At 65.6% G+C, this 23,447-nt stretch carries 22 protein-coding genes; 12 read left to right on the forward strand and 10 right to left on the reverse strand.

The genetic code is table 11. The features are described 5' to 3' along the window. Positions 1-81: 81 nt before the first annotated feature. Together leuS and ACLB6G_RS03305 are read left to right on the forward strand one after the other, a co-directional pair. On the forward strand, positions 82-2,688 hold the full coding sequence (gene leuS / locus ACLB6G_RS03300) for a leucine--tRNA ligase (protein WP_410354677.1): 2,607 nt from the start codon (positions 82-84) through the stop codon (positions 2,686-2,688). Then, the gene (locus ACLB6G_RS03305; protein WP_410354678.1) at positions 2,675-3,241 is read left to right on the forward strand and encodes a hypothetical protein; all 567 of its coding nucleotides are present in this window, start codon (positions 2,675-2,677) and stop codon (positions 3,239-3,241) included. The genes leuS and ACLB6G_RS03305 overlap by 14 nt, the downstream gene beginning before the upstream one ends. 12 nt (positions 3,242-3,253) lie before the next feature. Here ACLB6G_RS03305 and ACLB6G_RS03310 read toward each other — a convergent pair whose 3' ends face one another. Both ACLB6G_RS03310 and fsa read right to left on the reverse strand, forming a co-directional pair. Then, positions 3,254-5,527: a response regulator gene (locus ACLB6G_RS03310; protein ID WP_410354679.1), complete on the reverse strand. Its 2,274-nt coding sequence runs from the start codon at positions 5,525-5,527 to the stop codon at positions 3,254-3,256. A gap of 102 nt (positions 5,528-5,629) precedes the next feature. Beyond that, positions 5,630-6,286, reverse strand: a complete 657-nt coding sequence (gene fsa / locus ACLB6G_RS03315) for a fructose-6-phosphate aldolase (RefSeq protein WP_410354680.1) — start codon at positions 6,284-6,286, stop codon at positions 5,630-5,632. Positions 6,287-6,376: 90 nt separating this feature from the next. On the opposite strand from fsa, the gene ACLB6G_RS03320 reads away from it, so the two are divergent. Together ACLB6G_RS03320 and ACLB6G_RS03325 are read left to right on the forward strand one after the other, a co-directional pair. Further along, positions 6,377-8,560, forward strand: coding sequence for a primosomal protein N' (locus ACLB6G_RS03320; protein WP_410354681.1), 2,184 nt, complete (start codon positions 6,377-6,379; stop codon positions 8,558-8,560). A gap of 93 nt (positions 8,561-8,653) precedes the next feature. Beyond that, positions 8,654-9,415, forward strand: coding sequence for an ion channel (locus ACLB6G_RS03325; protein WP_410354682.1), 762 nt, complete (start codon positions 8,654-8,656; stop codon positions 9,413-9,415). A gap of 48 nt (positions 9,416-9,463) precedes the next feature. On the opposite strand, the gene ACLB6G_RS03330 is transcribed toward ACLB6G_RS03325, so the two are convergent. Together ACLB6G_RS03330 and ACLB6G_RS03335 are read right to left on the reverse strand one after the other, a co-directional pair. Beyond that, complete coding sequence (locus ACLB6G_RS03330) at positions 9,464-9,880, reverse strand: DUF6746 family protein (RefSeq protein ID WP_410354683.1); 417 nt, start codon at positions 9,878-9,880, stop codon at positions 9,464-9,466. Between the two features lie 141 nt (positions 9,881-10,021). Then, the gene (locus ACLB6G_RS03335; protein WP_410354684.1) at positions 10,022-10,246 is read right to left on the reverse strand and encodes a DUF2061 domain-containing protein; all 225 of its coding nucleotides are present in this window, start codon (positions 10,244-10,246) and stop codon (positions 10,022-10,024) included. A gap of 123 nt (positions 10,247-10,369) precedes the next feature. On the opposite strand from ACLB6G_RS03335, the gene ACLB6G_RS03340 reads away from it, so the two are divergent. The 8 genes from ACLB6G_RS03340 (at position 10,370) to ACLB6G_RS03375 (ending at position 17,746) form a co-directional block, all read left to right on the forward strand. Further along, positions 10,370-11,212, forward strand: a complete 843-nt coding sequence (locus ACLB6G_RS03340; protein ID WP_410354685.1) for a helix-turn-helix domain-containing protein — start codon at positions 10,370-10,372, stop codon at positions 11,210-11,212. A gap of 70 nt (positions 11,213-11,282) precedes the next feature. Continuing rightward, complete coding sequence (locus ACLB6G_RS03345) at positions 11,283-12,017, forward strand: hypothetical protein (RefSeq protein ID WP_410354686.1); 735 nt, start codon at positions 11,283-11,285, stop codon at positions 12,015-12,017. 114 nt (positions 12,018-12,131) lie between these two features. Next, positions 12,132-12,527 carry a DUF4345 domain-containing protein gene (locus ACLB6G_RS03350; protein ID WP_410354687.1) on the forward strand — a complete coding sequence of 132 codons (396 nt, stop codon included), beginning with the start codon at positions 12,132-12,134 and terminating at the stop codon, positions 12,525-12,527. 239 nt (positions 12,528-12,766) lie between these two features. Next, the gene (locus ACLB6G_RS03355; protein WP_410354688.1) at positions 12,767-13,327 is read left to right on the forward strand and encodes a F0F1 ATP synthase subunit delta; all 561 of its coding nucleotides are present in this window, start codon (positions 12,767-12,769) and stop codon (positions 13,325-13,327) included. Beyond that, on the forward strand, positions 13,327-14,856 hold the full coding sequence (gene atpA, locus ACLB6G_RS03360; protein ID WP_410354689.1) for a F0F1 ATP synthase subunit alpha: 1,530 nt from the start codon (positions 13,327-13,329) through the stop codon (positions 14,854-14,856). The genes ACLB6G_RS03355 and atpA overlap by 1 nt, the downstream gene beginning before the upstream one ends. Positions 14,857-14,875: 19 nt before the next feature. After that, on the forward strand, positions 14,876-15,757 hold the full coding sequence (locus tag ACLB6G_RS03365; protein ID WP_410354690.1) for a F0F1 ATP synthase subunit gamma: 882 nt from the start codon (positions 14,876-14,878) through the stop codon (positions 15,755-15,757). Between the two features lie 21 nt (positions 15,758-15,778). Further along, a complete protein-coding gene (gene atpD / locus ACLB6G_RS03370) occupies positions 15,779-17,257 on the forward strand; it encodes a F0F1 ATP synthase subunit beta (protein ID WP_410354691.1) in 1,479 nt (492 codons plus the stop codon). Between the two features lie 81 nt (positions 17,258-17,338). After that, positions 17,339-17,746, forward strand: a complete 408-nt coding sequence (locus ACLB6G_RS03375) for a F0F1 ATP synthase subunit epsilon (RefSeq protein ID WP_410354692.1) — start codon at positions 17,339-17,341, stop codon at positions 17,744-17,746. An 80-nt stretch (positions 17,747-17,826) separates the two neighbouring features. Here the strand turns inward: ACLB6G_RS03375 and ACLB6G_RS03380 are convergent, their stop codons facing one another. The 6 genes from ACLB6G_RS03380 to rsfS all read right to left on the reverse strand — a co-directional run bounded on the left by ACLB6G_RS03380 (position 17,827) and on the right by rsfS (position 23,370). Further along, positions 17,827-18,354: an RNA pyrophosphohydrolase gene (locus ACLB6G_RS03380; protein WP_410354693.1), complete on the reverse strand. Its 528-nt coding sequence runs from the start codon at positions 18,352-18,354 to the stop codon at positions 17,827-17,829. Between the two features lie 31 nt (positions 18,355-18,385). After that, positions 18,386-19,585 carry a divergent polysaccharide deacetylase family protein gene (locus tag ACLB6G_RS03385; RefSeq protein WP_410354694.1) on the reverse strand — a complete coding sequence of 400 codons (1,200 nt, stop codon included), beginning with the start codon at positions 19,583-19,585 and terminating at the stop codon, positions 18,386-18,388. 94 nt (positions 19,586-19,679) lie between these two features. Beyond that, positions 19,680-21,014, reverse strand: coding sequence for a S41 family peptidase (locus ACLB6G_RS03390; RefSeq protein ID WP_410354695.1), 1,335 nt, complete (start codon positions 21,012-21,014; stop codon positions 19,680-19,682). Further along, the gene (locus tag ACLB6G_RS03395) at positions 21,004-22,368 is read right to left on the reverse strand and encodes a murein hydrolase activator EnvC family protein (protein ID WP_410354696.1); all 1,365 of its coding nucleotides are present in this window, start codon (positions 22,366-22,368) and stop codon (positions 21,004-21,006) included. The genes ACLB6G_RS03390 and ACLB6G_RS03395 overlap by 11 nt, the downstream gene beginning before the upstream one ends. Positions 22,369-22,427: 59 nt before the next feature. Then, on the reverse strand, positions 22,428-22,910 hold the full coding sequence (gene rlmH, locus ACLB6G_RS03400; RefSeq protein ID WP_410354697.1) for a 23S rRNA (pseudouridine(1915)-N(3))-methyltransferase RlmH: 483 nt from the start codon (positions 22,908-22,910) through the stop codon (positions 22,428-22,430). Positions 22,911-22,941: 31 nt separating this feature from the next. Beyond that, the gene (gene rsfS, locus ACLB6G_RS03405) at positions 22,942-23,370 is read right to left on the reverse strand and encodes a ribosome silencing factor (RefSeq protein WP_410354698.1); all 429 of its coding nucleotides are present in this window, start codon (positions 23,368-23,370) and stop codon (positions 22,942-22,944) included. Positions 23,371-23,447: the final 77 nt, after the last annotated feature.

Genomic DNA, 23,447 nt, shown 5'->3' on the forward strand with positions numbered 1-23,447 from the left:
ACAGGTTGACGGTTGCGCCAAAGCATGGTGAAGGTCCGCCCGCAATCCCTTCGAGCCACGTTATCAAGCGAAAACCCGGACATGGCAACCGAACGCTACAACCCGCGCGTCGCAGAACCCAAATGGCAGCAGGCCTGGGCGGAGAAGAAGCTCTTCGAGACGAAGAACGACGATCCCCGGCCGAAATATTACGTGCTGGAGATGTTCCCCTATCCCTCGGGGCGCATCCACATGGGCCATGTGCGCAACTACACGATGGGCGACGTGGTGGCCCGCTACAAGCGGGCCAGGGGCTTCAACGTGCTGCATCCGATGGGATGGGACGCTTTCGGCATGCCGGCGGAAAACGCGGCCATGGCCAACAAGACGCATCCGGCCAAGTGGACCTACGCCAACATCGACACGATGCGCGGGCAGCTCAAATCCATGGGCCTTTCGCTGGACTGGGCGCGCGAGTTCGCCACCTGCGACGTGGACTACTACCATCGCCAGCAGATGCTGTTCCTCGACTTCCTGGAAAAGGGGCTGGTCGGGCGGCGCGTCTCCAAGGTCAACTGGGACCCGGTCGACATGACGGTGCTGGCCAACGAACAGGTGATCGACGGGCGTGGCTGGCGCTCCGGCGCGCCCGTGGAACAGCGCGAACTGGCGCAATGGGTGTTCAGGATCACCGACTATTCGCAGGACCTTCTCGACGCGCTGGACGACCTGGACCAGTGGCCGGAAAAGGTCCGGGTGATGCAGAAGAACTGGATCGGCCGGTCGGAAGGCCTGCAATTGCGCTGGGCCTTCGTGCCCGAGACCGCGCCGGACGGTTTCGACGACCTGGAGGTTTACACGACACGGCCGGACACGCTGTTCGGCGCGTCCTTCATGGCGATTTCCGCGGACCATCCGCTGGCCCGCAAGGCAGCCGAGGGCAATCCGGCACTGGCTGCCTTCTGTGAGGAATGCCGGCGCATGGGCACGTCTCTGGCGGCGCTCGAAACGGCAGAAAAGAAGGGCTTCGACACGGGCATCCGCGTGGTGCATCCCTTTGACGGGACATGGACGCTGCCGGTCTATGTCGCCAATTTCGTGCTCATGGACTATGGCACCGGCGCCATCTTCGGCTGTCCGTCCGGCGACCAGCGCGACCTGGATTTCGCCAACAAGTACGGCCTGCCGGTCATTCCCGTGGTGATGCCCCGGGACGCTGACGCCGGCTCGTTCCAGATCACCGAGGAAGCCTATGTGGGCGACGGCGTGATGATCAACTCGCAGTTCCTCGACGGCATGACGCCGGAGGCGGCCTTCGAGGCGGTGGCGTCGCGGCTGGAGAAGACGATGCTCGGCGGGCGGCCGCAAGCAACGCGCAAGGTGCAGTTCCGGCTGCGCGACTGGGGCATTTCGCGGCAGCGCTACTGGGGCTGCCCCATTCCGGTGATCCATTGCGAGACCTGCGGCATCGTGCCGGTGCCGAAGAAGGACCTGCCGGTCAGGCTGCCCGACGACGTGGAATTCGACCGGCCGGGCAATCCGCTGGACCGCCACGCGACCTGGCGGCACGTGGACTGCCCGAAATGCGGCGCGGACGCGCGGCGCGAAACCGACACGATGGACACCTTCGTCGATTCCTCCTGGTATTTCGCCCGCTTCACCGCCCCGTGGGAAGACGCGCCGACGGATCCCGCGGCCGCGAACGGCTGGCTGCCGGTGGACCAGTATATCGGCGGCATCGAACACGCCATCCTGCACCTGCTCTATTCGCGGTTCTTCACCCGCGCCATGCGCGCCACCGGCCACCTGGACATCGACGAGCCGTTCAAGGGCCTGTTCACCCAGGGCATGGTGGTGCACGAGACCTACAAGGGACCGGAAGGCTGGGTGGAACCGGCGCGCGTGCGCATCGAGGAGAATGACGGCCAGCGCAAGGCCTATCTGGCGGAGAGCGGCGCTGAGATCGCCATCGGTCCCATCGAGAAGATGTCGAAGTCGAAGAAGAACGTGGTCGATCCCGATGACATCATCGCTTCCTACGGCGCGGACACGGCACGCTTCTTCATGCTGTCGGATTCGCCGCCGGATCGCGACGTGATCTGGACGGAAGCCGGCGTGGAAGGCGCGCACCGCTTCGTGCAACGCGTCTGGCGGCTGGTCTGCGAAGCCGCCCCGGCGCTTGACGGGGTGGCGGCCGCTTCCGGGGACGGCGCGGTGTCGAAGGCGGCGCACAAGACCGTCAAGGCCGTCAGCGAGGACATCGAGAAGCTCAATTTCAACAAGGCCGTGGCGCGGCTCTACGAGATGGTCAACGCCATTTCGCAGCCCCTGTCGGACATCGCCGCCGGCAAGGGCGACCCGTCCGCGAAGGCGGCCGCGCGCGATGCGGTGGAAAAGCTGATCGTGATGCTGGCGCCGATGATGCCGCACCTGGCGGAGGAATGCTGGGCGGTCATCGGCGGGCAAGGCCTGGTGGCCGAGCAGGCATGGCCGGATCACGATCCGGCGCTCGTGATCGAGAACGAGATCGCCTATCCGGTCCAGATCAACGGCAAGAAGCGCGGCGATTTGACAATCGCCCGCGACGCGGACAAAGCTGCCGTCGAGGCGGCGGCGCTGGCGCTGGACTTCGTCCGGAAGGCGCTGGACGGCAATCCGCCGCGCAAGGTGATCGTGGTGCCGCAAAGGATCGTCAATGTCGTCGTCTGATCGCAAGGGCCCGAAGGCCGCTATCCTTCTTCTTGCCGTCACCGCGCTTGCCGGACTTGCCGGCTGCACGGTGGAGCCGCTCTACGGATCCGGCAACCGGCTTGAGACAGGCTCGGTGCAACCGGGCGCGGCGCGGCTGGCATCGATCGCGGTCGCTCCCGTTGACACGCGGGAAGCCCAGCAGGTGCGCAATCACCTGATCTTCATGTTCAATGGTGGCGCCGGCGAACCCGCTGAACCGCGTTACCGGCTTGGACTCGACCTCAGGAAGCGTGACCTCAAGGTGCTCGACTACCAGATCTCGGCGACGAGCAACGATCTGGACCCGACGGCAGGCACCGTGGAACTCCGGGCCACCTACATCCTGGCCGATTCCGAAACCGGCGAGACGGTGGCGACGGGCACGCGCGTGGCGACAGCTTCCTACGACCGCTCGCGCCAGTATTTCAGCGCCTGGCGGGCGGAACGCGACGCCGAGGACCGGGCGGCGCGCGAACTCGCGGAGTTCCTGCGCGTGGCCATCGCCCAGGATCTGCGCAGCGCTGGCCAATAGCGCGCGATCCGTTCAGCCGATTTTCCTGGCCGGATCCTTGCCGCGGCCCAGCCAGTTGCCCGTCAGGCTCGACAGCTTGGCCGGGGAGAGCGGTTTCTCGACCCGGCCGTCAAGTTGGGCAGGCAGTCCGCCATGCAGCGCGCCGGGCCCGTCCCGCGTCACGAGAGCGAAGACAAGCGGCGGGGTGCCGTCCGGCAGCAGGCCTTCGCGGCGGATGGCGTCCGCCACGTCGCGCCAATCGATATCGGGCAGCACGGTGTCGACGAGCGTCATCCTGGGATGGCATTCGCGCACGATGGCGATGGCCTGCTCGCCGGTCGAGACGATGCGGAAATCCAGGTTGAGCGTTTCGAGCGCCTGACGGCAGGCGGCCTGCTGGAATTCATTGTCCTGGACGACAAGCACGTCGATGGTTTCGCGTGTCTGCGCGACAGGGGGAATGGCGCCGCCGGCCTGCTGGCGCGGCCGCGCCGTCGCGGCTCCTTCCATGCCCCGTGGCCGGGCATTTTCGCGGCCGCGGGTTATCACGGACACGATCGCCTCGCGCAGGGCGGCGGATCGCGCCGGTTTTGCCAGGCGCTTCGTGATCGCCGGGTCGAAATTTCCCGCTTCCATTTCCGCATCGTCAACGGATGACAGGAAGACAATGGGCAGGCTGGCGGTTGCGGGATCGGAGCGCAGCCTTTGGGCCACGTCCAGACCGTTTCCGCCGGGCATCCGGTGATCCAGGATAACGCAGTCGACCGGCGCACCCAGCACCGTGGCCCGTTCGACGAAGGCCAGGCACAGGGCGCCGCTCTCGACAGCGGCCGCCTCGAATTCCCATTGCAGCATCAGTTCCGACAGGATGGAACGGTTGACGGCATTGTCGTCAACGATCAGGACGCGCGCGCCCTGTACGTCCGGCGGCAGATGGACAGGGGCTTCGAGGACCTCGTGGACATCGAGCGGAAGGTGGACCCAGAAGCTCGACCCCTCGCCGGGCTGGCTTTCCACGCCGATCTCGCCGCCCATGCGGTGGACAAGACGCAGGGCGATGGCGAGACCGAGGCCCGGTCCCTCGTGGCGTCCGCGCGCGGGGCTGTCGCTGCGGGCGAAGCGGTCGAATATCCCGGGCAGGCGCCCCGCCTCGATACCGCAGCCGGTGTCTTCCACCCGGATGCTGATTCGCGCCGTGCCACGTTCGACCTTGCCGGAAACATCGATCAGGACGTGTCCACGGTCGGTGAATTTCACGGCATTGGAGACGAGGCCTGACAGGATCTGCCGGATACGCGCGACATCCCCGTTGAAATAGCGCGGCAGGGACGGATCGACCCTGTCGATGATCTCGATGCCTTTCGACGCGGCATCGGGCGCGTGGAACAGGGCGACGTCCTCGACCGCTTCGGAGAGGCAGAACGGTTGCGGGTCGAGGACAAGCTGTCCGGCCTCGATCCGCGCGAAATCGAGAATGTCGTTCACCGTGGACAGCAACGTGTTCCCGGACTTGATGATCACGTTGGTATAGGTGGCTTGGCGCGCGTCCTGGCCGGTGCGGGCCAGAAGCTCGGCCATGCCGAGCACACCATTGAGCGGCGTGCGGATCTCATGGCTCATGTTGGCGATGAATTCGCCCTTGGTCTTTTCGGCGCGCAGCGCCGCCTGGCGCCAGGCCTCCATGCGCGCGCGGCCCTCTATGCCTTCGACAAGGACGGAGAACGTCTTGAACAATGCTTCCAGTGCCAGGCCGGCGAAGGCGAGGCAGCCGACGGCAAGCGCGATGTTGGCCGGGCTCGGAAAGAAGGCGGGAAACAGCAGGAGACCCGGCAGGGCACCCGCAAAGGCCGCCAGTGCAGCGGCGGGGAGTGCCTGGAGGCAATAGCCGCACAGGGCAATGGTGAGCAGGATGCACAAGGCGGCCTGCATCGCCTCCGTTTCGCCTCCGGCCACGATGGCCGGGATCATCACGGCAAGGGGAAGGGCAAGGCCGCCGGCAAAGGCGTTCACGACCACCAGCATCAGCTGCCGGCGGCACGCGTCAGGCTCCATCCTGCGGCCGAGCGACTGCCACCAGACGAAACCGCGCAGGCCGGTGAAAAGAAGAAGCGAAGCAAGAGGAGCAAGCGCGACCCAGGCGGGCGCATAGGCATGGGCGAGCAGGCCGTGTATGCCTGACATGACCAGCATGCCGCTGAAAAGCGGAACGACAGCACCTCGCAGGAGCCGGAACTGTGCGTCCGTCAGCAGGTCGCTCCGGGGATGTCCGACCGTCAGGATACGGTCGCGCAACGCCAGTTTCTCCAAGGTCTGCCCTCACCTGTGAAGGACGACCATGGCAGGGGAGGGTAAACAAATTTCTTAAAGGAGGGTTGCGAGATCCTGTCAGCAGGATCTCGCAGTTGCCTGTCAGCCGCCGATCTTCTGGCCCGTCTTGGCCCAGTCGGCGAGGAACGCTTCCAGGCCCTTGTCGGTGAGCGGATGGCGGACGAGGGCCTTGAGCGTTGCCGGCGGAATGGTCGCCACGTCGGCGCCGATCAGCGCGGCTTCCCTGACATGGTTCACGGTGCGGATCGACGCCGCGAGGATTTCCGTCTGGAAACCGTAATTGTCATAGATGGTGCGGATCTCGCCGATCAGGTCCATGCCATTGATGTGGATGTCGTCGAGCCGCCCGATGAACGGGGAAATGAAGGTCGCGCCGGCCTTGGCCGCCAGCAGCGCCTGGTTGGCGGAGAAGCACAGCGTCACATTGGTCTTCACGCCGTCGGAGGACAAGGCCTTGCAGGCCTTCAGGCCGTCCAGCGTCAGCGGCACCTTCACGCAGATATTGTCGGCGATCTTCGTGAGGACGGCCGCTTCCCTCATCATGTCGTGATAATCCACCGCCGTGACCTCGGCGGAAACCGGACCGTCGACGATGGAGCAGATTTCCTTCGTCACTTCCATGATGTCCCGGCCGGATTTCATCACGAGCGAGGGGTTGGTGGTCACGCCGTCCAGAAGACCCAGATCGGCGAGTTCGCGGATCTCGGCAACGTCGGCTGTATCGACAAAAAACTTCATGGGTCGCTCCGTCAATGGCTGCACACGGCCGCCAGGGCCGTTTGAAAGTCGGCTTCCCCTTATCGCACAATCGGGGCAAGGTCACCCATCATGACGGAAGATTCGGCCGAAAACGGGACGGTCGCGGTGCTTGTGCCGACGCCCGCCGAGACACCCTACACCTACGCGCTGCCCGCCGGCATGGAGGCGCCGGCGGGTGCGATCGTCCAGGTGCCGCTGGGGCCGCGCATGGTGGCCGGCGTGGTATGGGACCGGGGCGCCGGACCGGTGGATCCGCGCAAGCTGAGACCGGTGGCGCGGGTGTTCGATTGTCCGCCGCTTTCGGCGGAGATGCGGCGGTTCATCGACTGGGTCGCCGGATGGACCCTGTCGCCGCCGGGGCTGGTGGCGCGCATGGCGCTCAGGGCGCCGGCAGCCTTCGAGCCCGAGCCGCCGCTGGAGGCATTGCGGCTGACGGACATCCGCCCCGACCGGCTGACGGCGGCACGCGAGCGGGTGCTGGAACTGGCCGGCGACGGAATGGCATGGACGCGCTCCGGGCTTGCCCACGCCGCCGGCGTCTCGTCCGGTGTGATTGACGGACTGACGGCCCATGGCGTGCTTGAGACGGTGCATCTGCCAGCTCCGCCCATCGTGCCGGCGCCCGATCCGGCGTATGGGGGCCAGGTCCTGACCGGGGAACAGGACGCGGCGGCAGCGGGGCTGCGCGACGCGGTGCGCGGCGGCGGCTACTCGGTCACGCTGCTGGACGGCGTGACAGGATCGGGAAAGACGGAGGTCTATTTCGAAGCGGTCGCGGCGGCGCTGGAACAGGGACGGCAGGTGCTGATCCTGCTGCCGGAGATCGCGCTGACCCAGGCCTTCCTCGAACGCTTCCAGGACAGGTTCGGCGCCCGGCCTGCCGAATGGCATTCCGACATGGCGCCCAGGGCGCGCGAAAAGGTCTGGCGGCAGGTGGCGGAAGGCCGCGTGCGCGTGGTCGCCGGCGCCCGCTCGGCGCTGTTCCTGCCCTTCGCCGAACTGGGACTGGTCGTCGTCGACGAAGAGCACGATCCGGCCTACAAGCAGGAGGACCGCGTCTTCTACAATGCCCGTGACATGGCGGTGGTGCGCGGCCATATCGGCGGCTTCCCGGTGGTGCTCGCCTCGGCCACGCCGTCGGTGGAAAGCCGGGTGAATGCCGAACAGGGCCGCTACCGGCACATCGCGCTGCCGGTGCGCTACGCCGACGCGGCGCTGCCGGACCTGAAGGCCATCGACATGCGCAGGCATCCGTCGGCGCGCGGCGGGTTTCTCTCGCCGGTCCTCCTGCAGGCCATGGAGCGCACGCTGAAGGCCGGCGAACAGTCGCTGCTGTTCCTCAACCGGCGCGGCTATGCACCGCTGACCCTCTGCCGCGTGTGCGGCCACCGGTTCCAGTGTCCGGACTGCTCAAGCTGGCTGGTGGAACACCGGTTCCGGGGCCAGATCATGTGCCATCATTGCGGCTATAACGAGCCGAAGCCCGAAGCCTGCCCGGAATGCGGCACGCTGGACCATCTCGTCGCCTGCGGGCCGGGCATCGAACGCATCGCCGAGGAAGCGGCCGCGCATTTTCCCGATGCCCGCATCATCGTCCTGTCCTCGGACCTGCTGGGCGGGGTCAAGCGGCTGCGGCTGGAACTGGAAGCGATCGCGCAGGGCGAGGCCGACATCGTCGTGGGCACACAGCTTGTCGCCAAGGGGCACAATTTCCCCGGCATGACGCTGGTCGGGGTGGTGGATGCCGATATCGGCCTGACCAATGGCGACCCGCGCGCCGCCGAGCGCACATTCCAGCTTCTTTCGCAGGTGACCGGGCGGGCGGGCCGGACGGGCAAGAAGAGCCATGGCCTGATCCAGACCTACCAGCCGGACCACCCGGTCATGCGGGCCATCGTTTCAGGCGACCGCGAAGCCTTTTACGAACGCGAGATCGCCGAGCGCGAGAAATCGGGGCTGCCGCCCTTCGGCCGGCTGGCCGGCATCATCGTTTCCGCGCCGACAGCGGGGGAAGCCATGGGGCATGCGCGGGCGCTGCGCGGCGCTGCGCCACAGGCGCCGGGGATATTGCTGCTCGGCCCGGCCGAGGCGCCGCTGGCGCTCATCCGCGGGCGGCACCGGGTGCGCCTGCTCGTCCATGGCGAGCGCAAGGCCGACCTGCAGGGATTCATCCGGGCGATGCTGAAAGCCGGCCCCAGGGAGCGCGGGCAGATCCGGGTGCAGGTCGATATCGACCCGCAGAGCTTCCTGTGAGCGGCCGGCGGAAGGGCGGGGGCTGGCAAAAGCCGTCCGTTCCTGCATTGTGGGCCTGTGCCGGACGAACGAGGGCAACGAAAAACGGGAACGATGCTGGACGCGATCCGAAATCTCTATGAAGGCAGTTCCCCGGCGGCCTACCGGTTCCGCTACGCCTTGCTGGCGTTCGACAGCGTCACCATCCTGTTTGTCATCGTCACCTCCTTCATCGCCCGCAACCGGACGATAGAGATCATCGACTTTGCCCTGGGCCTGGTGATCCTGACCGATTTCTGCCTGCGGGCCTGGATCCAGGCCGAGCGCGGACGGTTCCTGTTGCGGGTGTCCACCTGGGCCGATGCCGCGGCGATCGCCTCCTTCCTGGCGCCCATAGCGGGCGAGGGATTCGGCTTCCTGCGCATCCTGCGCACGCTGCGCCTGCTGCATACCTACCAGTTGCTGAGCCGGCTCAGGCAGGATCTGCGCTTCTTCCGCAAGCATGAGGACGTGGTGCTGGCGGTCACCAATCTCGCCGTCTTCCTGTTCGTCATGACCGGGCTGATCTACGTGCTGCAGCACAATGTCAACCCGCAGATCCGCAACTATGCGGATGCACTCTATTTCACGGTCACGACGCTAACGACGACCGGGTTCGGCGACATCACGCTTACCGGAACACCGGGCCGGATGCTCTCGGTGGCGGTCATGATCTTCGGCGTCACGCTCTTCCTGCGCCTGCTGCAGGTGCTGTTCCGGCCTTCGAAAGTGACCCATGAGTGCAAGACATGCGGGCTGTTCCTGCACGATGCCGACGCGGTGCATTGCAAGCATTGCGGCGCCACCCTGCATATCCGGACGGAAGGGCGTTTCTGAAGCTTGCCGGCCGGCGGACCTGACCACCGGCCGTTCGCCGGAGGCCGGTCAGCTTCCGGCTGGCCGGATCAGCACATGGTCGATGCGCGACAGGAGATCCGGCATGTGCTGCCTGACGGCGGCAAGGTCCTCGTCCTCGGAGGCCAGATGAACTGCCTCGATGACATTGGCCAAGGCGAGGCCTTCCGTTGCGCCCAGAATGCCCGCTTCGCGCAGGAATGCGGTGGCATCTTCGAGGTAGTAGCTTTCCTCATGAATACCGTAGGGATCGCCCTTCGTCAGCGCGATCACCATTTCGGAGGAATGGTCGCGCAGCGCTTCCCGGGCTTCGGCTTCGGTCTTCGGCTTGGCGAAGTCGAAGTGTTCTCCGGGTTTGGATTTCGTGCCGGGCCCCGATGCGAGGGCGGGACATGCGATGAGGGTCGCGACAAGGGTGAGTGCCAAGGATCGCCTGGACGTGGTCATCTTTCTCTCCAATCGATGGGGGTCAAGGCCCCAACATTGAACCTGCCCGCGACAGGAACGCCGCGGCGGCACAACGCATGGCACCGGGTCTGCTGTGTTGCAAGCGGATGCACGCAAGATTGGAATGTTTCCAGACTGGGATCAGGCTTGCGCGTCCGCCCTGCTCGCCTGGCGGCCCCAGCGCACGAAGCCCCAGAGGCGCTCGTGAACGAAGAACATCACGAAGCCGACCAGCGCCGCCGATGCTGCAAAGGAAAATGCCCCGGCCAGGCTGCCGGTCTGGAACCAGGCCAGCAGGCTCATGGTCACCAGGCCCAGCACCTGCCACGTGGCGGCTTTGACGACGGTTCTCAGTCTCGATTCCATATCAACCCCGTTTGGTTCCGAACGCCTTCGGGAATAGGCTTTTCTTGCCCACCACGGGAATTCTGATAATCTGCTGCAAAAAACCGGATTTGATGATTTTTCTCATATCTGACGAGAAAATGCATGGACAAGGAAGAAAGAGCCCGCCTGTTCCGCCACCGGCTTTCCGCCCGCATGGCCGCGACCGGAATGAGCCGCTCGGCGCTGGCGCGGGCCTGCGGGGTGGACCGTTCGACCATAGCCCAGGTGCTCGGCGGTGCCGACGACCTCCGGCTGCCGAATGCCCATCTGGCAGCGCAATGCGCCTCGGCGCTCGGCGTTTCGGCCGACTGGCTGCTTGGCCTGTCTGAACGCAGCGAAACGGCGGCGGATCTGCTCAAGGCCAGTTTCCGTGTCGCCGACGCCAAGCATACGCCGTCCGACGACCAGATCCGCGAATGGCACCGCGAGGCGGCGGGCCACAAGATCCGCTACGTGCCGGCGACGCTGCCCGACATCCTGAAGACCGATGCCGTTCTCGACTTCGAATATTCGGCCTTCCTCGACAAGACGCCGGCCCAGGCGACGGCGGCGGTGGAGGACCAGGCGCAGTTCCTGCAGTCGCCGGGATCGGACTACGAGATCTGCGTGTCGCTGGAGATGATCCGCTCGCTGGCGCGCGGCGAAGGTTACTGGTCCGGCCTCCCGGAACGGGCGCGGCGCAGGCAGATCGAGGTGATGGCGGAAAGCTGCGCGCGGCTCTATCCCTCGCTCCGGCTCTATCTCTACGACAACCGCAAGGTCTATTCCGCTCCGGTCACCGTGTTCGGGCCGCTGATCGGCGTCGTCTATATCGGCAGCCAGTATCTGGTGTTCCGCGAAAGCCGGCAGGTGCAGGCGCTGACGGCGCATTTCGACCAGCTCGTGCGCGACTCGGAAGTGGATGCGCGGTCTTCTGCCGCCATGATCGCGTCGATGCTGGACTGAGCGGTCCGGGCCTTGCTCCGGCGTCGCGATCGGCTAGACTCACCGCTACAGCCAAGCAGGAAGCCTTCTCATGACCGGACAGAGTCGGGCGAAATCCAATGCGATCGCGGCGCTCGTCGTCATGGCGCTGACCTGCGGCCCGGTCCTTGCCCAGGAAGCCGGCGATCCGGAGACCGGAACCGGCCTGCCGGCCGCCGCCCAGGTCGAACCCGTTCCCGGCGGCGAAGCGGCCCCCGGCGGGCCGCCGGACGCGCCTTCGGAAGACGACGAGGCAATGGAACCCGTGGCCGTGCAGGATGGCGAACCGATCGCCAACGGAGCACCCGACCTGCCCGATCCGGCGGCTGAACCGCCTTCGCTCACCGCCATCGGGTTCGATCATCCGGGTGCGCATTGCCGTTTCCTGGGTGCCGGGGGCCCGGCGGAGGGCATGAGCGAGGGCGCGGCTGAAAAGGAACTGACAAGCCAGAAAACGGTGCATGCCGATCCGGCGACGCTGTTCTTCACCGAGCGCCGTTTCGACGGGTTCGGCACGTTCGAGCGCGGTTACGCACGCGTGAACGGGTTGTTGCGCGAACTGGCGCTGGTCAGCCGGGACAAGAGGCCCGATGGCGAACGGCGGCGCTACCGGACGCTCGAACCGGTGCCGGTGGCGGTCGATCTCGATTTCACCGTCAGCGGCCGCACGAAGTTGCTGACGCTGCTCGACGGATCGATCACGGTGGCGCGTGGGGACAACAGCGCGCCGGCTGTGACGGTCACCGGGCTGTGCGGCCCGGATGCCGCCAACCGCTCGGTGAAGTGAGCGTGAACGCCGCTTGACAGGGGCCACAGGCCGGGATTCTTCTCGCGGCGCTGGCGGCCAATCCCGGCCCCTGGCGATTCGGCCCGATCATCCCCCTCTTCAAGGAGCCAGCCGATGGATTTCGCGTTTCCGTGGCCGATCACCCAGGGCGAATGGCTGGCCTTCTGGGCGGCGGCAGCCACAAGCCTGGCCGGCCTGATGCTTCTCACGGTTCCCCGCATCGCGCTGGCGGTGCTGGCGCCCGACGCGCGGCGCAATGGCGACGCGGTGGCACTGGTGCGGGCGCTGCCCGGCGGATTCCTGCTTGGGCAGGGTGGCTTCTGCATCCTGCTCGGCTCGCAGCAGATGCTTGTCATGTCGCTTTCGCTTGGCTGGGGACTGGCCGCGCTCGGTTCCCTGCTGGCGCTGTTCTCGCGCAGCGCATCGCGTCTTGCGACCGTCTTCGTGCTGTTGTCGAGCGCCGGGCTCTGCGTGCTCAGCGGCGCCTATGCCTTCGGATATGTCGCCTGAACATCGCAAGGCGGCCCGCCGGATGCTGCTGCGCTGCGGCAAGTTGATCCAAAAGCATGACCGCGGCCATGTTGCGAGTCTCATGAGCTTGTGTTAGACGGCAAGCGCATTTTGGCGGAAACAAGGCGGCAACGCCGCGAACAACGCCAAAAAACGTCAATATGATCAAGGGCTTGGGCGGGCCGGCAGGCCAGCACGCAGCCGGAACTTGATCCCGCCAGAAAGAGAAACGGTCACCCGTGGCACAGTCTTCCTCTCTCATTTCCGGTGTCGCAAGGCGCTATGCGGGCTCGCTCTACGAGCTTGCGGCCGAATCCGGTTCGGTCGAAGCGGTGGAAAGCGGCCTTGGCCAGGTCGAGACGATGATCGGCGAATCGGCCGATTTCAAGCGCCTGATCGAAAGCCCCGTCTTCTCGGCCGACGAACAGTACAGGGCGATCGCGGCCATCAGCGAGAAGGCGGGTGTCGACGGTCTGCTGGCCAATTTCCTGAAGGTCGTTGCCCGCAACCGGCGCCTGTTCGCGCTGCCGGGCATCATCACCGCCTTCCGCGCCATCGCGGCCGAAGCGCGCGGCGAGATCGCCGCCGATGTTGTCAGCGCCCACGCGCTGAACGCGACGCAGCAGAAGGAACTTGCCACGGCGCTCAAGGACGTCGCCGGCAAGGATGTCGCCATCAATCTGACGGTTGATCCCTCCATACTTGGCGGCCTGATCGTGAAGATCGGCTCCAGGCAGATCGATACGTCACTCAAAACGAAACTCACTTCGATGAAGCTTGCACTGAAAGAGGTCGGCTGATGGATATCCGCGCCGCGGAAATTTCCGCAATCCTGAAAGATCAGATCAAGAATTTCGGCAAGGAGGCTGAGGTCTCCGAGGTCGGCCAGGTCCTGTCCGTCGGTGACGGCATTGCCCGTGTCTACGGTCTCGACAACGTCCAGGCGGGCGAAATGGTCGAGTTCCCGGGCGGCATCCAGGGCATGGCCCTGAACCTGGAAAGCGACAATGTCGGCGTCGTCATCTTCGGCTCCGACCGCGACATCAAGGAAGGCGACACGGTCAAGCGGACCGGCGCCATCGTGGACGTCCCGGTCGGTCCGGAATTGCTCGGCCGCGTGGTCGACGCGCTTGGCAACCCGATCGACGGCAAGGGCCCGATCAAGGCCAAGGAACGCCGCCAGGTCGACGTCAAGGCGCCGGGCATCATCCCGCGCAAGTCGGTGCACGAGCCGATGTCGACGGGCCTCAAGGCCATTGACGCCCTGATCCCGGTCGGCCGCGGCCAGCGCGAGCTGGTCATCGGCGACCGCCAGACCGGCAAGACCGCCATCCTGCTGGACACGTTCCTGAACCAGAAGCCGATCCACGACAACGGCCCGGAGAAGGACAAGCTCTTCTGCGTCTACGTCGCCGTCGGCCAGAAGCGTTCGACCGTTGCCCAGTTCGTGAAGGTTCTGGAAGACCGTGGCGCGCTGGAATATTCCGTCGTGATCGCCGCCACGGCCTCCGATCCGGCGCCGATGCAGTTCCTGGCGCCGTTCGCCGGCTGCGCCATCGGCGAATACTTCCGTGACAACGGCATGCACGCCCTGATCGGTTATGACGACCTGTCCAAGCAGGCCGTCGCCTATCGCCAGATGTCGCTGCTGCTGCGCCGCCCGCCCGGCCGCGAAGCCTATCCGGGCGACGTCTTCTACCTGCATTCGCGCCTGCTGGAGCGCGCGGCCAAGCTGAACGAGGACAACGGGTCCGGTTCGCTGACGGCGCTTCCGGTCATCGAGACGCAGGGCAACGACGTGTCGGCCTTCATCCCGACCAACGTGATCTCGATCACCGACGGCCAGATCTTCCTCGAGACCGACCTGTTCTTCCAGGGCATCCGCCCGGCGGTGAACGTCGGCCTGTCGGTGTCGCGCGTCGGTTCGTCAGCCCAGATCAAGGCGATGAAGCAGGTTGCCGGCTCGATCAAGGGCGAACTGGCCCAGTACCGCGAAATGGCGGCCTTCGCCCAGTTCGGCTCCGACCTCGACGCCGCGACGCAGCGCCTGCTGAACCGTGGCGCCCGCCTGACCGAACTGCTCAAGCAGCCGCAGTTCTCGCCGCTCAAGACCGAGGAACAGGTCGCGGTGATCTATGCGGGCGTGAAGGGCTATCTCGACAAGCTGGCCGTCAACCAGGTCGGCAAGTTCGAGCAGGGCCTGCTTGCGCACATGCGCGGCGAAGGCAAGGACGTGCTCGAGGCCATCCGCACCGAGAAGGCCCTGACGCCCGAAATCGAGGAAAAGCTCAAGGCACAGATCGACGCCTACGCCAAGAGCTTTGCCTGACAGCTGAACGGGAACCGACATGGCCTCTTTGAAAGACCTCCGCGTCCGCATTGCATCGGTCAAGGCGACGCAGAAGATCACCAAGGCGATGCAGATGGTCGCCGCCGCGAAACTGCGCCGCGCGCAGGAATCGGCGGAGGCTGCCCGTCCCTACTCGCAGCGGATGGGTGCCGTTCTGGCCAATATCGCGTCGGTCGTGGGCGACGGGGCCGATGCCCCGCGCCTGATGACCGGTACGGGCAAGGACGAAACGCATCTGCTCGTCGTCTGCACGGGCGAACGCGGGCTGTGCGGCGGCTTCAACACCCAGATCGTCCGCCTGGCGCGGGAGCGTGTCCGCAAGCTTCTTTCCGACGGCAAGCAGGTCAAGATCCTTTGCGTCGGCAAGAAGGGTTACGACCAGTTGCGGCGCGATCACGCCAACCTGATCATCGACCGCGTCGATCTTCGTGAAGTGCGCAATATCGGCTTTGCCAACGCGGATGCGATCGGCAAGAAGATCATTGCGCTGTTCGACGACAACCAGTTCGACGTCTGCACGCTGTTCTACTCGGAATTCAAGTCCGTGATCAGCCAGGTGCCGACGGCCCAGCAGCTCATTCCGGCCAGCGCCGGCGATGGCGAGGCAGTGGCCGATACGTCAGGCGCCACCTACGAGTACGAGCCGGATGCCGGAACGATCCTCGAGGCGTTGATCCCGCGCAACATTTCCGTGCAGATCTTCCGTGCGCTGCTGGAAAACCAGGCTTCCTTCTACGGCGCGCAGATGTCCGCGATGGACAATGCGACGCGCAATGCCGGTGAGATGATCGACAAGCTGACGCTTTCCTACAACCGTCAGCGCCAGGCGCAGATCACCAAGGAACTCATTGAAATCATTTCGGGCGCCGAAGCGCTCTGAGGTTAGAAAAGGTAAGGATCGATGGCTAAAGCAGCGACTCCCAAAACCGCAGCGGCCAAGAAGCCCGCAGCTACCAAGGCGGCCGGCGAAGCCGGCAAGATCACCCAGGTCATCGGCGCCGTCGTCGACGTGTCCTTTGCCGAACACCTCCCGCCGATCCTGAACGCGCTGGAGACCGACAACAACGGCAACCGGCTCGTTCTGGAAGTGGCACAGCATCTGGGCGAAAACACCGTGCGCTGCATTGCCATGGACGCCACCGAGGGCCTCGTGCGCGGCCAGCCGGTGACCGACACCGGCGCGCCGATCTCCGTTCCCGTGGGTCCGGAAACGCTCGGGCGCATCATGAACGTCATCGGCGAGCCGGTGGATGAAGCCGGTCCGCTCAAGACCAAGACCATGCGCGCGATCCACCAGGAAGCGCCGGCCTATGTCGACCAGTCGACCGAGGCCGAGATCCTGGTGACGGGCATCAAGGTCGTGGATCTGCTCGCACCCTATGCCAAGGGCGGCAAGATCGGCCTGTTCGGCGGTGCCGGCGTGGGCAAGACGGTGCTGATCATGGAACTGATCAACAACGTCGCGAAGGCGCATGGCGGCTACTCGGTGTTCGCCGGTGTCGGCGAGCGCACCCGCGAGGGCAACGACCTTTATCATGAAATGATCGAATCGGGTGTGAACAAGCTCGGTGGCGGCGAGGGCTCCAAGGCTGCGCTCGTCTATGGCCAGATGAACGAGCCGCCCGGCGCCCGCGCCCGCGTCGCGCTCTCCGGCCTGACGGTCGCCGAGCATTTCCGCGACGAAGGCCAGGACGTGCTGTTCTTCGTGGACAACATCTTCCGCTTCACGCAGGCCGGTTCGGAAGTGTCCGCCCTGCTCGGCCGCATTCCTTCGGCCGTGGGATACCAGCCGACGCTGGCGACCGACATGGGCGCCATGCAGGAGCGCATCACCACCACGACCAAGGGCTCGATCACCTCGGTGCAGGCCATTTACGTGCCCGCCGACGACCTGACCGACCCGGCGCCGGCGACCTCGTTCGCCCACCTCGACGCCACGACCGTGCTGTCGCGTTCCATCGCGGAAAAGGGCATCTACCCGGCCGTGGACCCGCTGGACTCCACCTCGCGCATGCTCGACCCGATGATCGTCGGCGAGGAGCATTACGAAGTGGCCCGCCAGGTGCAGTCGATCCTGCAGCGCTACAAGTCGCTCCAGGACATCATCGCCATCCTCGGCATGGACGAACTGTCGGAAGAGGACAAGCTGACGGTCGCGCGCGCCCGCAAGATCGAGCGCTTCCTGTCGCAGCCGTTCTTCGTGGCCGAGGTGTTCACCGGTTCGCCGGGCAAGCTGGTCGACCTCGAAGACACCATCAAGGGCTTCAAGGGTCTGTGCGCCGGTGAGTACGATCACCTGCCGGAGCCGGCATTCTACATGGTCGGTTCCATCGAGGAAGCGATCGAGAAGGCCCAGAAGATGGCCGCGGAAGCGGCCTGATAGAAGCGAATCGGGAACAGGGAGTAGCGAACAGGGATGGTTCCGGCGGTGCTTGTGGCGTCCGCTGTTCGCTAGATTGAAATGGCCCAATCCTTCAAGTTCGAACTGGTCTCGCCGGAACGGCTGCTGGTCTCCGAAGATGTCGAATCGGTCGTGGTGCCAGGTGTCGACGGTGACATGACGGTCATGGCCAGCCATGCCCCGCTGATGACCTCCATACGTCCGGGTGTCGTCACCGTGAACACGGCGGCCGGCAAGACGGACCGGTATGTGATTTTCGGCGGGTTCGCCGATGTCATGCCGGAAAGCTGCACGGTGCTTGCCGAGGCCTCCATGCATGTGGACAATATCGACAAGGCCGATATCGAACGCCGCATCGCGGAAGCCCGTGAAGACCTGGCAGACGCGCAGGACGATGACGGCAAGCAGCGCGCACAGGAATTCCTCGACCAGCTCACGACGCTGCAGGGGGCTATCCTGCCGGCCTGATCCGGATCGAAGAACCGATCGTTCGCGGACGGGCCCGAAAGGGCCCGTTTTCTTTCGTGGCCTGGACCGGCATATTCGTTTCAGGAGGGCTTGCCGGCCAGGTGTGCAAAGGCCGCCACGACCTGCTCATAGACCTTGCGCTTGAAGGGCACGATCAGGTCAGGCAACTGTGCCATCGGCTTCCAGTCCCAGGCATCGAATTCCGGGTGATGACCGCCAGGCGGGGGATTGATGCGGATCTCGCTTTCGTCGCCTTCGAAACGGAAGGCAAACCAGCGCTGCTTCTGGCCGCGGTATTTTCCCTTGAGCGCCTTGCCGAGGAGTTCCGGCGGCAGGTCGTAATAAACCCAGTCCGGGGCTTCCTCGATGAGCGACGCGGTCCGGATGCCTGTTTCCTCGTAAAGTTCGCGCCATGCAGCCTCGACCGGTGTCTCGCCAGCATCGATGCCGCCCTGCGGCATCTGCCACAACTGGGCCGATCCGGCCATCTCGCTGTCATTTCCGGCGATCCTGCGACCGGTCCAGACGTAACCGTCGCGGTTGAGAATCATGACACCCGCGCAGGCCCTGTAAGGCAGGTCCGTACCTTTTCCTTGCTTCTTGCCCATATCCCCCGTCCCCCTTCGAATGGCCGCGTTCCTATCGCCGGGGATCGGCGGCGAGAGCGGAAACCGGGACGATTTCGACGCCACGCCTGCGCGCCTCCGCGACCCAATTGGCGACCGTGTCGACAGTAACATCAAATGCCGAACCGATGCCGATGGCGCTGCCGCCCGCGCGGGCCGCAGCCTCGAGTTCATCGAGCTTCCTCAGCACTTCGGCCCTGTCCTGGACCTGGTCGATGATCATGTCCCCGCCGGCAAAGGGCATCCTTTCGCGCGCCGCCATCTGCGGCGCAAGCGAACGCGCATAGCTGCCATCGTCGAGAAACATCAGCCCACGGGCGGCGAGATCGGCCATGACCGGTTGCATGGCCTTTTCGTCACCCATGAAGCGGGCACCCATGTAGTTCATCACGCCAACGTAATTGGTCGTGCGGCCAAGGGTCCAGTAAAGGCCGGCCAGGTTCTCCCCGGCTTCGGCGTTCACGGTCAGCGTGTTGCGGCCCGGATTGACGCGCGGGAAATCGAAGGGCTCAAGCGGGATCTGCATCAGGATTTCGTGGCCCGCGCGGCGGGCTTCCTGCATCCAGCGGTTCAGGCTGTTGCCATGGGGCGAGAAGGCAAGCGTCACGCCGGAGGGCAGTTTGCGGATCGCCTCCTGGGTCCCCGTCTGCGATAGGCCGAGCCCGCCGATGACGATCGCCACCTTCGCGCCGCGTGACCCGGACCACGCGCCTGCATAGACATCGAACGGCCGCCGGCCGTCGGGCCCGGTCACGGGCAGGGAACCATATTGGGACTGTTCGATCAGCGCACGGTCGGGAAGATGGGCGGTGCGGGTATTCTGCTTCAGTTCCGAGGGGTCGCGGATCACGATCACGCTGCGGGAATCGCCCGAATCCGTGTCGCCAGCATTCCCTGCGGCGCCATCCGGCTGGACCTTGATGACCGCCGGGCCATCCTGGCGTGGGGCGGGCGTTTCCCGCGCGGGTTCCGGCGGGGAAGTCCCGATCTCCGTCGCAGACGGCAGCGGGCGGGCTGTCATTTCAGGCCCGACCTCACGGAAGGGGTCGCTGGACAGCGCGATCCATGCAGCCGGAAGCGCGACAACGGCAACCGCGAGGGCAGCGCCGAACAAGCCGCGCGGAAGCCCGTAACCACGGCCACGGCGACCGGCGTCCTGGCCAAGCGGCTTGTCGATTTCCCGCTCGCGCCTGTCGTCCCCGCTATCCGTCATCTGGTCCGGCCCGCATTGCCTGCCGGAAGCTCCGGCCCCGTATCGCCTGTCTGGACAAGGACCGCGGCCCGGAACCGGGCCGCGGGATCACCGGTCATTGAGCCTGCTGAAGGACGACCGCCTTGTCGGGGCTCGGCGGGAAAGCAGGATTCGTCGTCTCGCCGCGCAGGAGCTGAAGGGCGGCCTGAAGCTGCAGGTCATCCTTGGCCTCGGGCGGGACATAGGCGATGGAACCCGAACCTTCCTCGTTTTCCTCGTCACCCTTGATGTGGCCGCGCAGTTCCGATTCGCCACGCGTCAGGTCACGGCCCTTGAGTTCGTCGGGCAGGGGCTGGGCAACCTCGATGTCTGGGTTGATGCCCGCACCCTGGATCGACTTGCCCGACGGGGTGTAATAGAGCGCCGTCGTCAGGCGCAGGGCACCGTTTTCCTGCAGCGGAATGATGGTCTGGACCGATCCCTTGCCGAAGGAACGCGTTCCCAGAACGGTGGCGCGGCGATGATCCTGCAACGCGCCCGCGACGATCTCCGAGGCGCTGGCCGAACCGCCATTGATCAGGACGATCACCGGCTTGCCGTCGGTCAGGTCACCGGCACGGGCCGAATAGAGATCGATGTTGCGGTCCTCGCGGCCCTTGGTGCGAACGATCTCGCCCTTGTCGAGGAAGGCGTCGGACACGGCGACCGCCTGGTCGAGCAGGCCGCCGGGATTGAGGCGCAGGTCGAGCACGTAGCCCTTGAGCGTGTCGGCGGGCACTTCCTTCTTGATCCGGGTTACCGCGTCCTGCAGGTCGCCGAACGTCTTTTCGGTGAACGAGGTGATCTTGATGTAGCCGACATCCTCCTCGACGCGGTCCTTGACCGCCTTCACCTTGATGATGTCGCGCACGATCTTGATCTTGAGCGGCTTGTCGGCACCCTGGCGCAGGACGGTCAGCTCGATCGGCGTGTTCACCTCGCCGCGCATCCGGTCCACGGCCTCGGCCAGCGACAGGCCGCGCACTTCCTCGCCGTCGATCTCGGCAATCAGGTCTCCCGCCAGGACACCCGCACGCATGGCGGGGGTGTCGTCGATGGGCGTGATCACCTTGACCAGTTCGTTCTCCATGGTGACCTCGATGCCGAGACCGCCGAATTCGCCCTTGGTCTGGACGCGCATGTCCTTGGCATCGTCGGGATTGAGATAGGAGGAATGCGGATCGAGCGACGTCAACATGCCGTTGATCGCCGATTCGATCAGCTTCTTCTCGTCCGGCGGCGTGACGTACTGGCCACGGACGCGCTCGAAAATATCGCCGAAGATGGCGAGCTGGCGATAGGTCTCGGAACCGGCCGCATTGGCCGGCGCCCAAGGCCCGCCCTGAACCGCTGTCACCGCCACCGCTCCCATGAGAGCGCCCGCGCCAAGAAGTGCAACCTTACGAATCATTCCTCGTCCTTCCGGCTACCTTGTCCGACCACCATTGTGCCGGATCAACGGGTTTCCTGTCCTTCCGAATCTCAACATAGAGCTCCGGTTGTCCCATTTCATCACCCGCGGCGGCAACAGCCGCCACCCGTCTTTCCCCCATCGCGCCAACCGGCTCGCCTGCGGCCACCTTCTGGCCCTGGACCACGTTGAGCCTCTCCATGCCGGCCATCACGACATGATATCCATCGCCGGCATCCAGGATCAAGAGTTGGCCATAAGAACGGAAGGCGCCGGCGAAGAGTACCGCGCCATCCGCAAGCGATGTGACGATAGAGCCCGATTGTGTTTGAATGGTGTCGCCGGTGTAGTGCAGCCCGTCGGGCGAAAGCTGGCCGAACCGGTGCTGCAGGCGCCCTGACACCGGCAGGAGCAGACGCCTCTTCATGGCATCGAAGGGCAGGCCGCCGACCAGCCGGTTCTGCTCCGGGACCGGCCGTTCCTGGGTGCGCAACCGGTCCAGCTTCTCTGCCCTGTCGCGTTCCTCGGCTTCTGCCTTTGCCGCGGCCTCGCGGGCTTCCCGGGCGGAGGCGATCTCCGCGTCGAGCGATGCAATCAGGTCCTGCAGCGACGTTGCGCGCTCCGCAAGTTCCTCGGCGCGGGCCTGTTCGGCGGCCATGCGCGCCTCGGTCTCGTCGCGCAGGCGGGCCTTCTCGGCCAGCAGTGCATCAAGGCGCTGGCGTTCGGCGACCTGGCTGCGCACGGCCTCCTCAAGGCGCTGTCGCTCGCTCAGGATAGCCGCCGTGACCCGCTGCAGTTCCTCCAGGTCGGCGACCAGGATCGCGGTCTGCGCCCGCAATTCCGGCACGACCGCACCGAGCAGGATGGCGCTGCGCACCGAGCCGAGCGCATCCTCCGGCTTGACCAGGATGGCCGGCGGCGGATGCAGGCCCATGCGCTGCAGCGCGGCGAGCACCTCGGCGAGGATGCCGCGCCGGCCCTTGAGCGACCGGCGAACGGACTCCTTCTGGATATCCAGGTCGCCGATCCGCCCGGCGATGGACGCGATATCGTCGGACAGCGCCTTCTCGGTCCTGGCGGATTCGATCAGGGCGGCGGTAATCGCCGTCGCGTCCCTGTTCAGCGCTTCGACCTCGGCTGCGAGACCGGCCGTCCGGTCCTGCGATGCCGCCATCTCGGCCGCGATGCGCTCATAGGCGGCGCGCGTCTCGTCCTGGCGTGCCTCGATCTGCGCCGGGTCGGGAAGCCCGTCTTGCTGCGCGCCGGCCGGCATGACCGGCGCAATGCCAACGGCAAGCGCACCGGCGAGCAACGCCGCAGCAAATACCGCAGATGGGGACGACCGGCTTTTCATGCTTCCACCCTAGCGGAGCCGGGCAAAGGAATCATTAACCAAAAGAGATGCGGCGGCGATCACGCCCGGTGATAGGGATGCCCGGAGAGGATGGTGCAGGCGCGGTAAAGCTGTTCGGCCAGCAGGATGCGCGCGACCTGGTGCGGCCAGGTCATGCGGCCGAAGGACAGAAGCAGGCCGGCATCGCGCCGCAGCGCGGGATCGTGGCCGTCGGGGCCACCGATGGCGAGAACGAGGTCGCGCCGGCCCTCGTCGCGGAAGCCGGCAAGCCTGCCGGCGAAGTCCTCCGATGAAAGGGATTTCCCGGTCTCGTCGAGGAGGACGAGCAAGGCGCCCTCAGCGGCCATGCGCAACAGCGGTTCGGCTTCCTCGGCCTTGCGCCTTTCGGCGCCGGGTGCCCGGCTTTCGGCGATCTCCCTGACGCCGGCGAAGTCGAAGCCGAGCGGCGGACCGGACCTGGAGAAGCGCTCGAAATAGCGCGCCGACAATTCCCGTTCGGGGCCGGCTTTCATCCGGCCCACGGCATGGACGACGATCCGCATGCGCACTCCCTTCGCGAAAACCCGGAAAGGGTCAGTGCAGGGTGCTGTCCTCCAGGTCCGGAGCCTGCCACATCTTCTCGATGTTGTAGAACTCGCGAACCTCGGGGCGGAAGACATGGACGATGATATCGCCCGAATCAATCAGCACCCAGTCAGCGCCGGACAGACCCTCGACCCGGGCATTGCCATGGCCGGCCTCCTTGAGGGCCTTGATCAGGTGGTCAGCCACGGCGGCGACATGGCGATGCGAACGCCCGGAGGCTACGACCATGTAGTCGGCAAGGCTGGACTTGCCCTGGATGTCAATGGAAACAATGTCTTCGGCCTTGGAGTTTTCTAGCGATTCAAGGGCCGTCTGAAGGGCTGCCTCGGCGCCGGATCTCCGGCCTGCCTCAGCCCGTGAAGACAATTCGCGTGCCTTCGTTTCAGTAGCTGTCCTCAGTGTCTTTCCTTTCATCATGAGAACGCGACGCGCACCTTTTCCGGTGCACCTTCAAAAGGTGGCAGCAAAGCACTGCATTTTCAAGACAGCGCCCG

The organism is Zhengella sedimenti, assembly GCF_046506625.1.
Lineage (GTDB): Bacteria > Pseudomonadota > Alphaproteobacteria > Rhizobiales > Rhizobiaceae > Zhengella > Zhengella sedimenti.

Bases quoted from the DNA above. Each gene is read 5' to 3' on its own strand.
- leuS (WP_410354677.1), top strand. From the start codon at position 82: ATGGCAACCGAACGCTACAACCCGCGCGTCGCAGAACCCAAATGGCAG.
- ACLB6G_RS03305 (WP_410354678.1), top strand. From the start codon at position 2,675: ATGTCGTCGTCTGATCGCAAGGGCCCGAAGGCCGCTATCCTTCTTCTT.
- fsa (WP_410354680.1), bottom strand. From the start codon at position 6,286: ATGAAGTTTTTTGTCGATACAGCCGACGTTGCCGAGATCCGCGAACTC.
- ACLB6G_RS03320 (WP_410354681.1), top strand. From the start codon at position 6,377: ATGACGGAAGATTCGGCCGAAAACGGGACGGTCGCGGTGCTTGTGCCG.
- ACLB6G_RS03325 (WP_410354682.1), top strand. From the start codon at position 8,654: ATGCTGGACGCGATCCGAAATCTCTATGAAGGCAGTTCCCCGGCGGCC.
- ACLB6G_RS03330 (WP_410354683.1), bottom strand. From the start codon at position 9,880: ATGACCACGTCCAGGCGATCCTTGGCACTCACCCTTGTCGCGACCCTC.
- ACLB6G_RS03335 (WP_410354684.1), bottom strand. From the start codon at position 10,246: ATGGAATCGAGACTGAGAACCGTCGTCAAAGCCGCCACGTGGCAGGTG.
- ACLB6G_RS03340 (WP_410354685.1), top strand. From the start codon at position 10,370: ATGGACAAGGAAGAAAGAGCCCGCCTGTTCCGCCACCGGCTTTCCGCC.
- ACLB6G_RS03345 (WP_410354686.1), top strand. From the start codon at position 11,283: ATGACCGGACAGAGTCGGGCGAAATCCAATGCGATCGCGGCGCTCGTC.
- ACLB6G_RS03350 (WP_410354687.1), top strand. From the start codon at position 12,132: ATGGATTTCGCGTTTCCGTGGCCGATCACCCAGGGCGAATGGCTGGCC.
- atpA (WP_410354689.1), top strand. From the start codon at position 13,327: ATGGATATCCGCGCCGCGGAAATTTCCGCAATCCTGAAAGATCAGATC.
- ACLB6G_RS03365 (WP_410354690.1), top strand. From the start codon at position 14,876: ATGGCCTCTTTGAAAGACCTCCGCGTCCGCATTGCATCGGTCAAGGCG.
- atpD (WP_410354691.1), top strand. From the start codon at position 15,779: ATGGCTAAAGCAGCGACTCCCAAAACCGCAGCGGCCAAGAAGCCCGCA.
- ACLB6G_RS03375 (WP_410354692.1), top strand. From the start codon at position 17,339: ATGGCCCAATCCTTCAAGTTCGAACTGGTCTCGCCGGAACGGCTGCTG.
- ACLB6G_RS03380 (WP_410354693.1), bottom strand. From the start codon at position 18,354: ATGGGCAAGAAGCAAGGAAAAGGTACGGACCTGCCTTACAGGGCCTGC.
- ACLB6G_RS03385 (WP_410354694.1), bottom strand. From the start codon at position 19,585: ATGACGGATAGCGGGGACGACAGGCGCGAGCGGGAAATCGACAAGCCG.
- ACLB6G_RS03390 (WP_410354695.1), bottom strand. From the start codon at position 21,014: ATGATTCGTAAGGTTGCACTTCTTGGCGCGGGCGCTCTCATGGGAGCG.
- ACLB6G_RS03395 (WP_410354696.1), bottom strand. From the start codon at position 22,368: ATGAAAAGCCGGTCGTCCCCATCTGCGGTATTTGCTGCGGCGTTGCTC.
- rlmH (WP_410354697.1), bottom strand. From the start codon at position 22,910: ATGCGGATCGTCGTCCATGCCGTGGGCCGGATGAAAGCCGGCCCCGAA.
- rsfS (WP_410354698.1), bottom strand. From the start codon at position 23,370: ATGATGAAAGGAAAGACACTGAGGACAGCTACTGAAACGAAGGCACGC.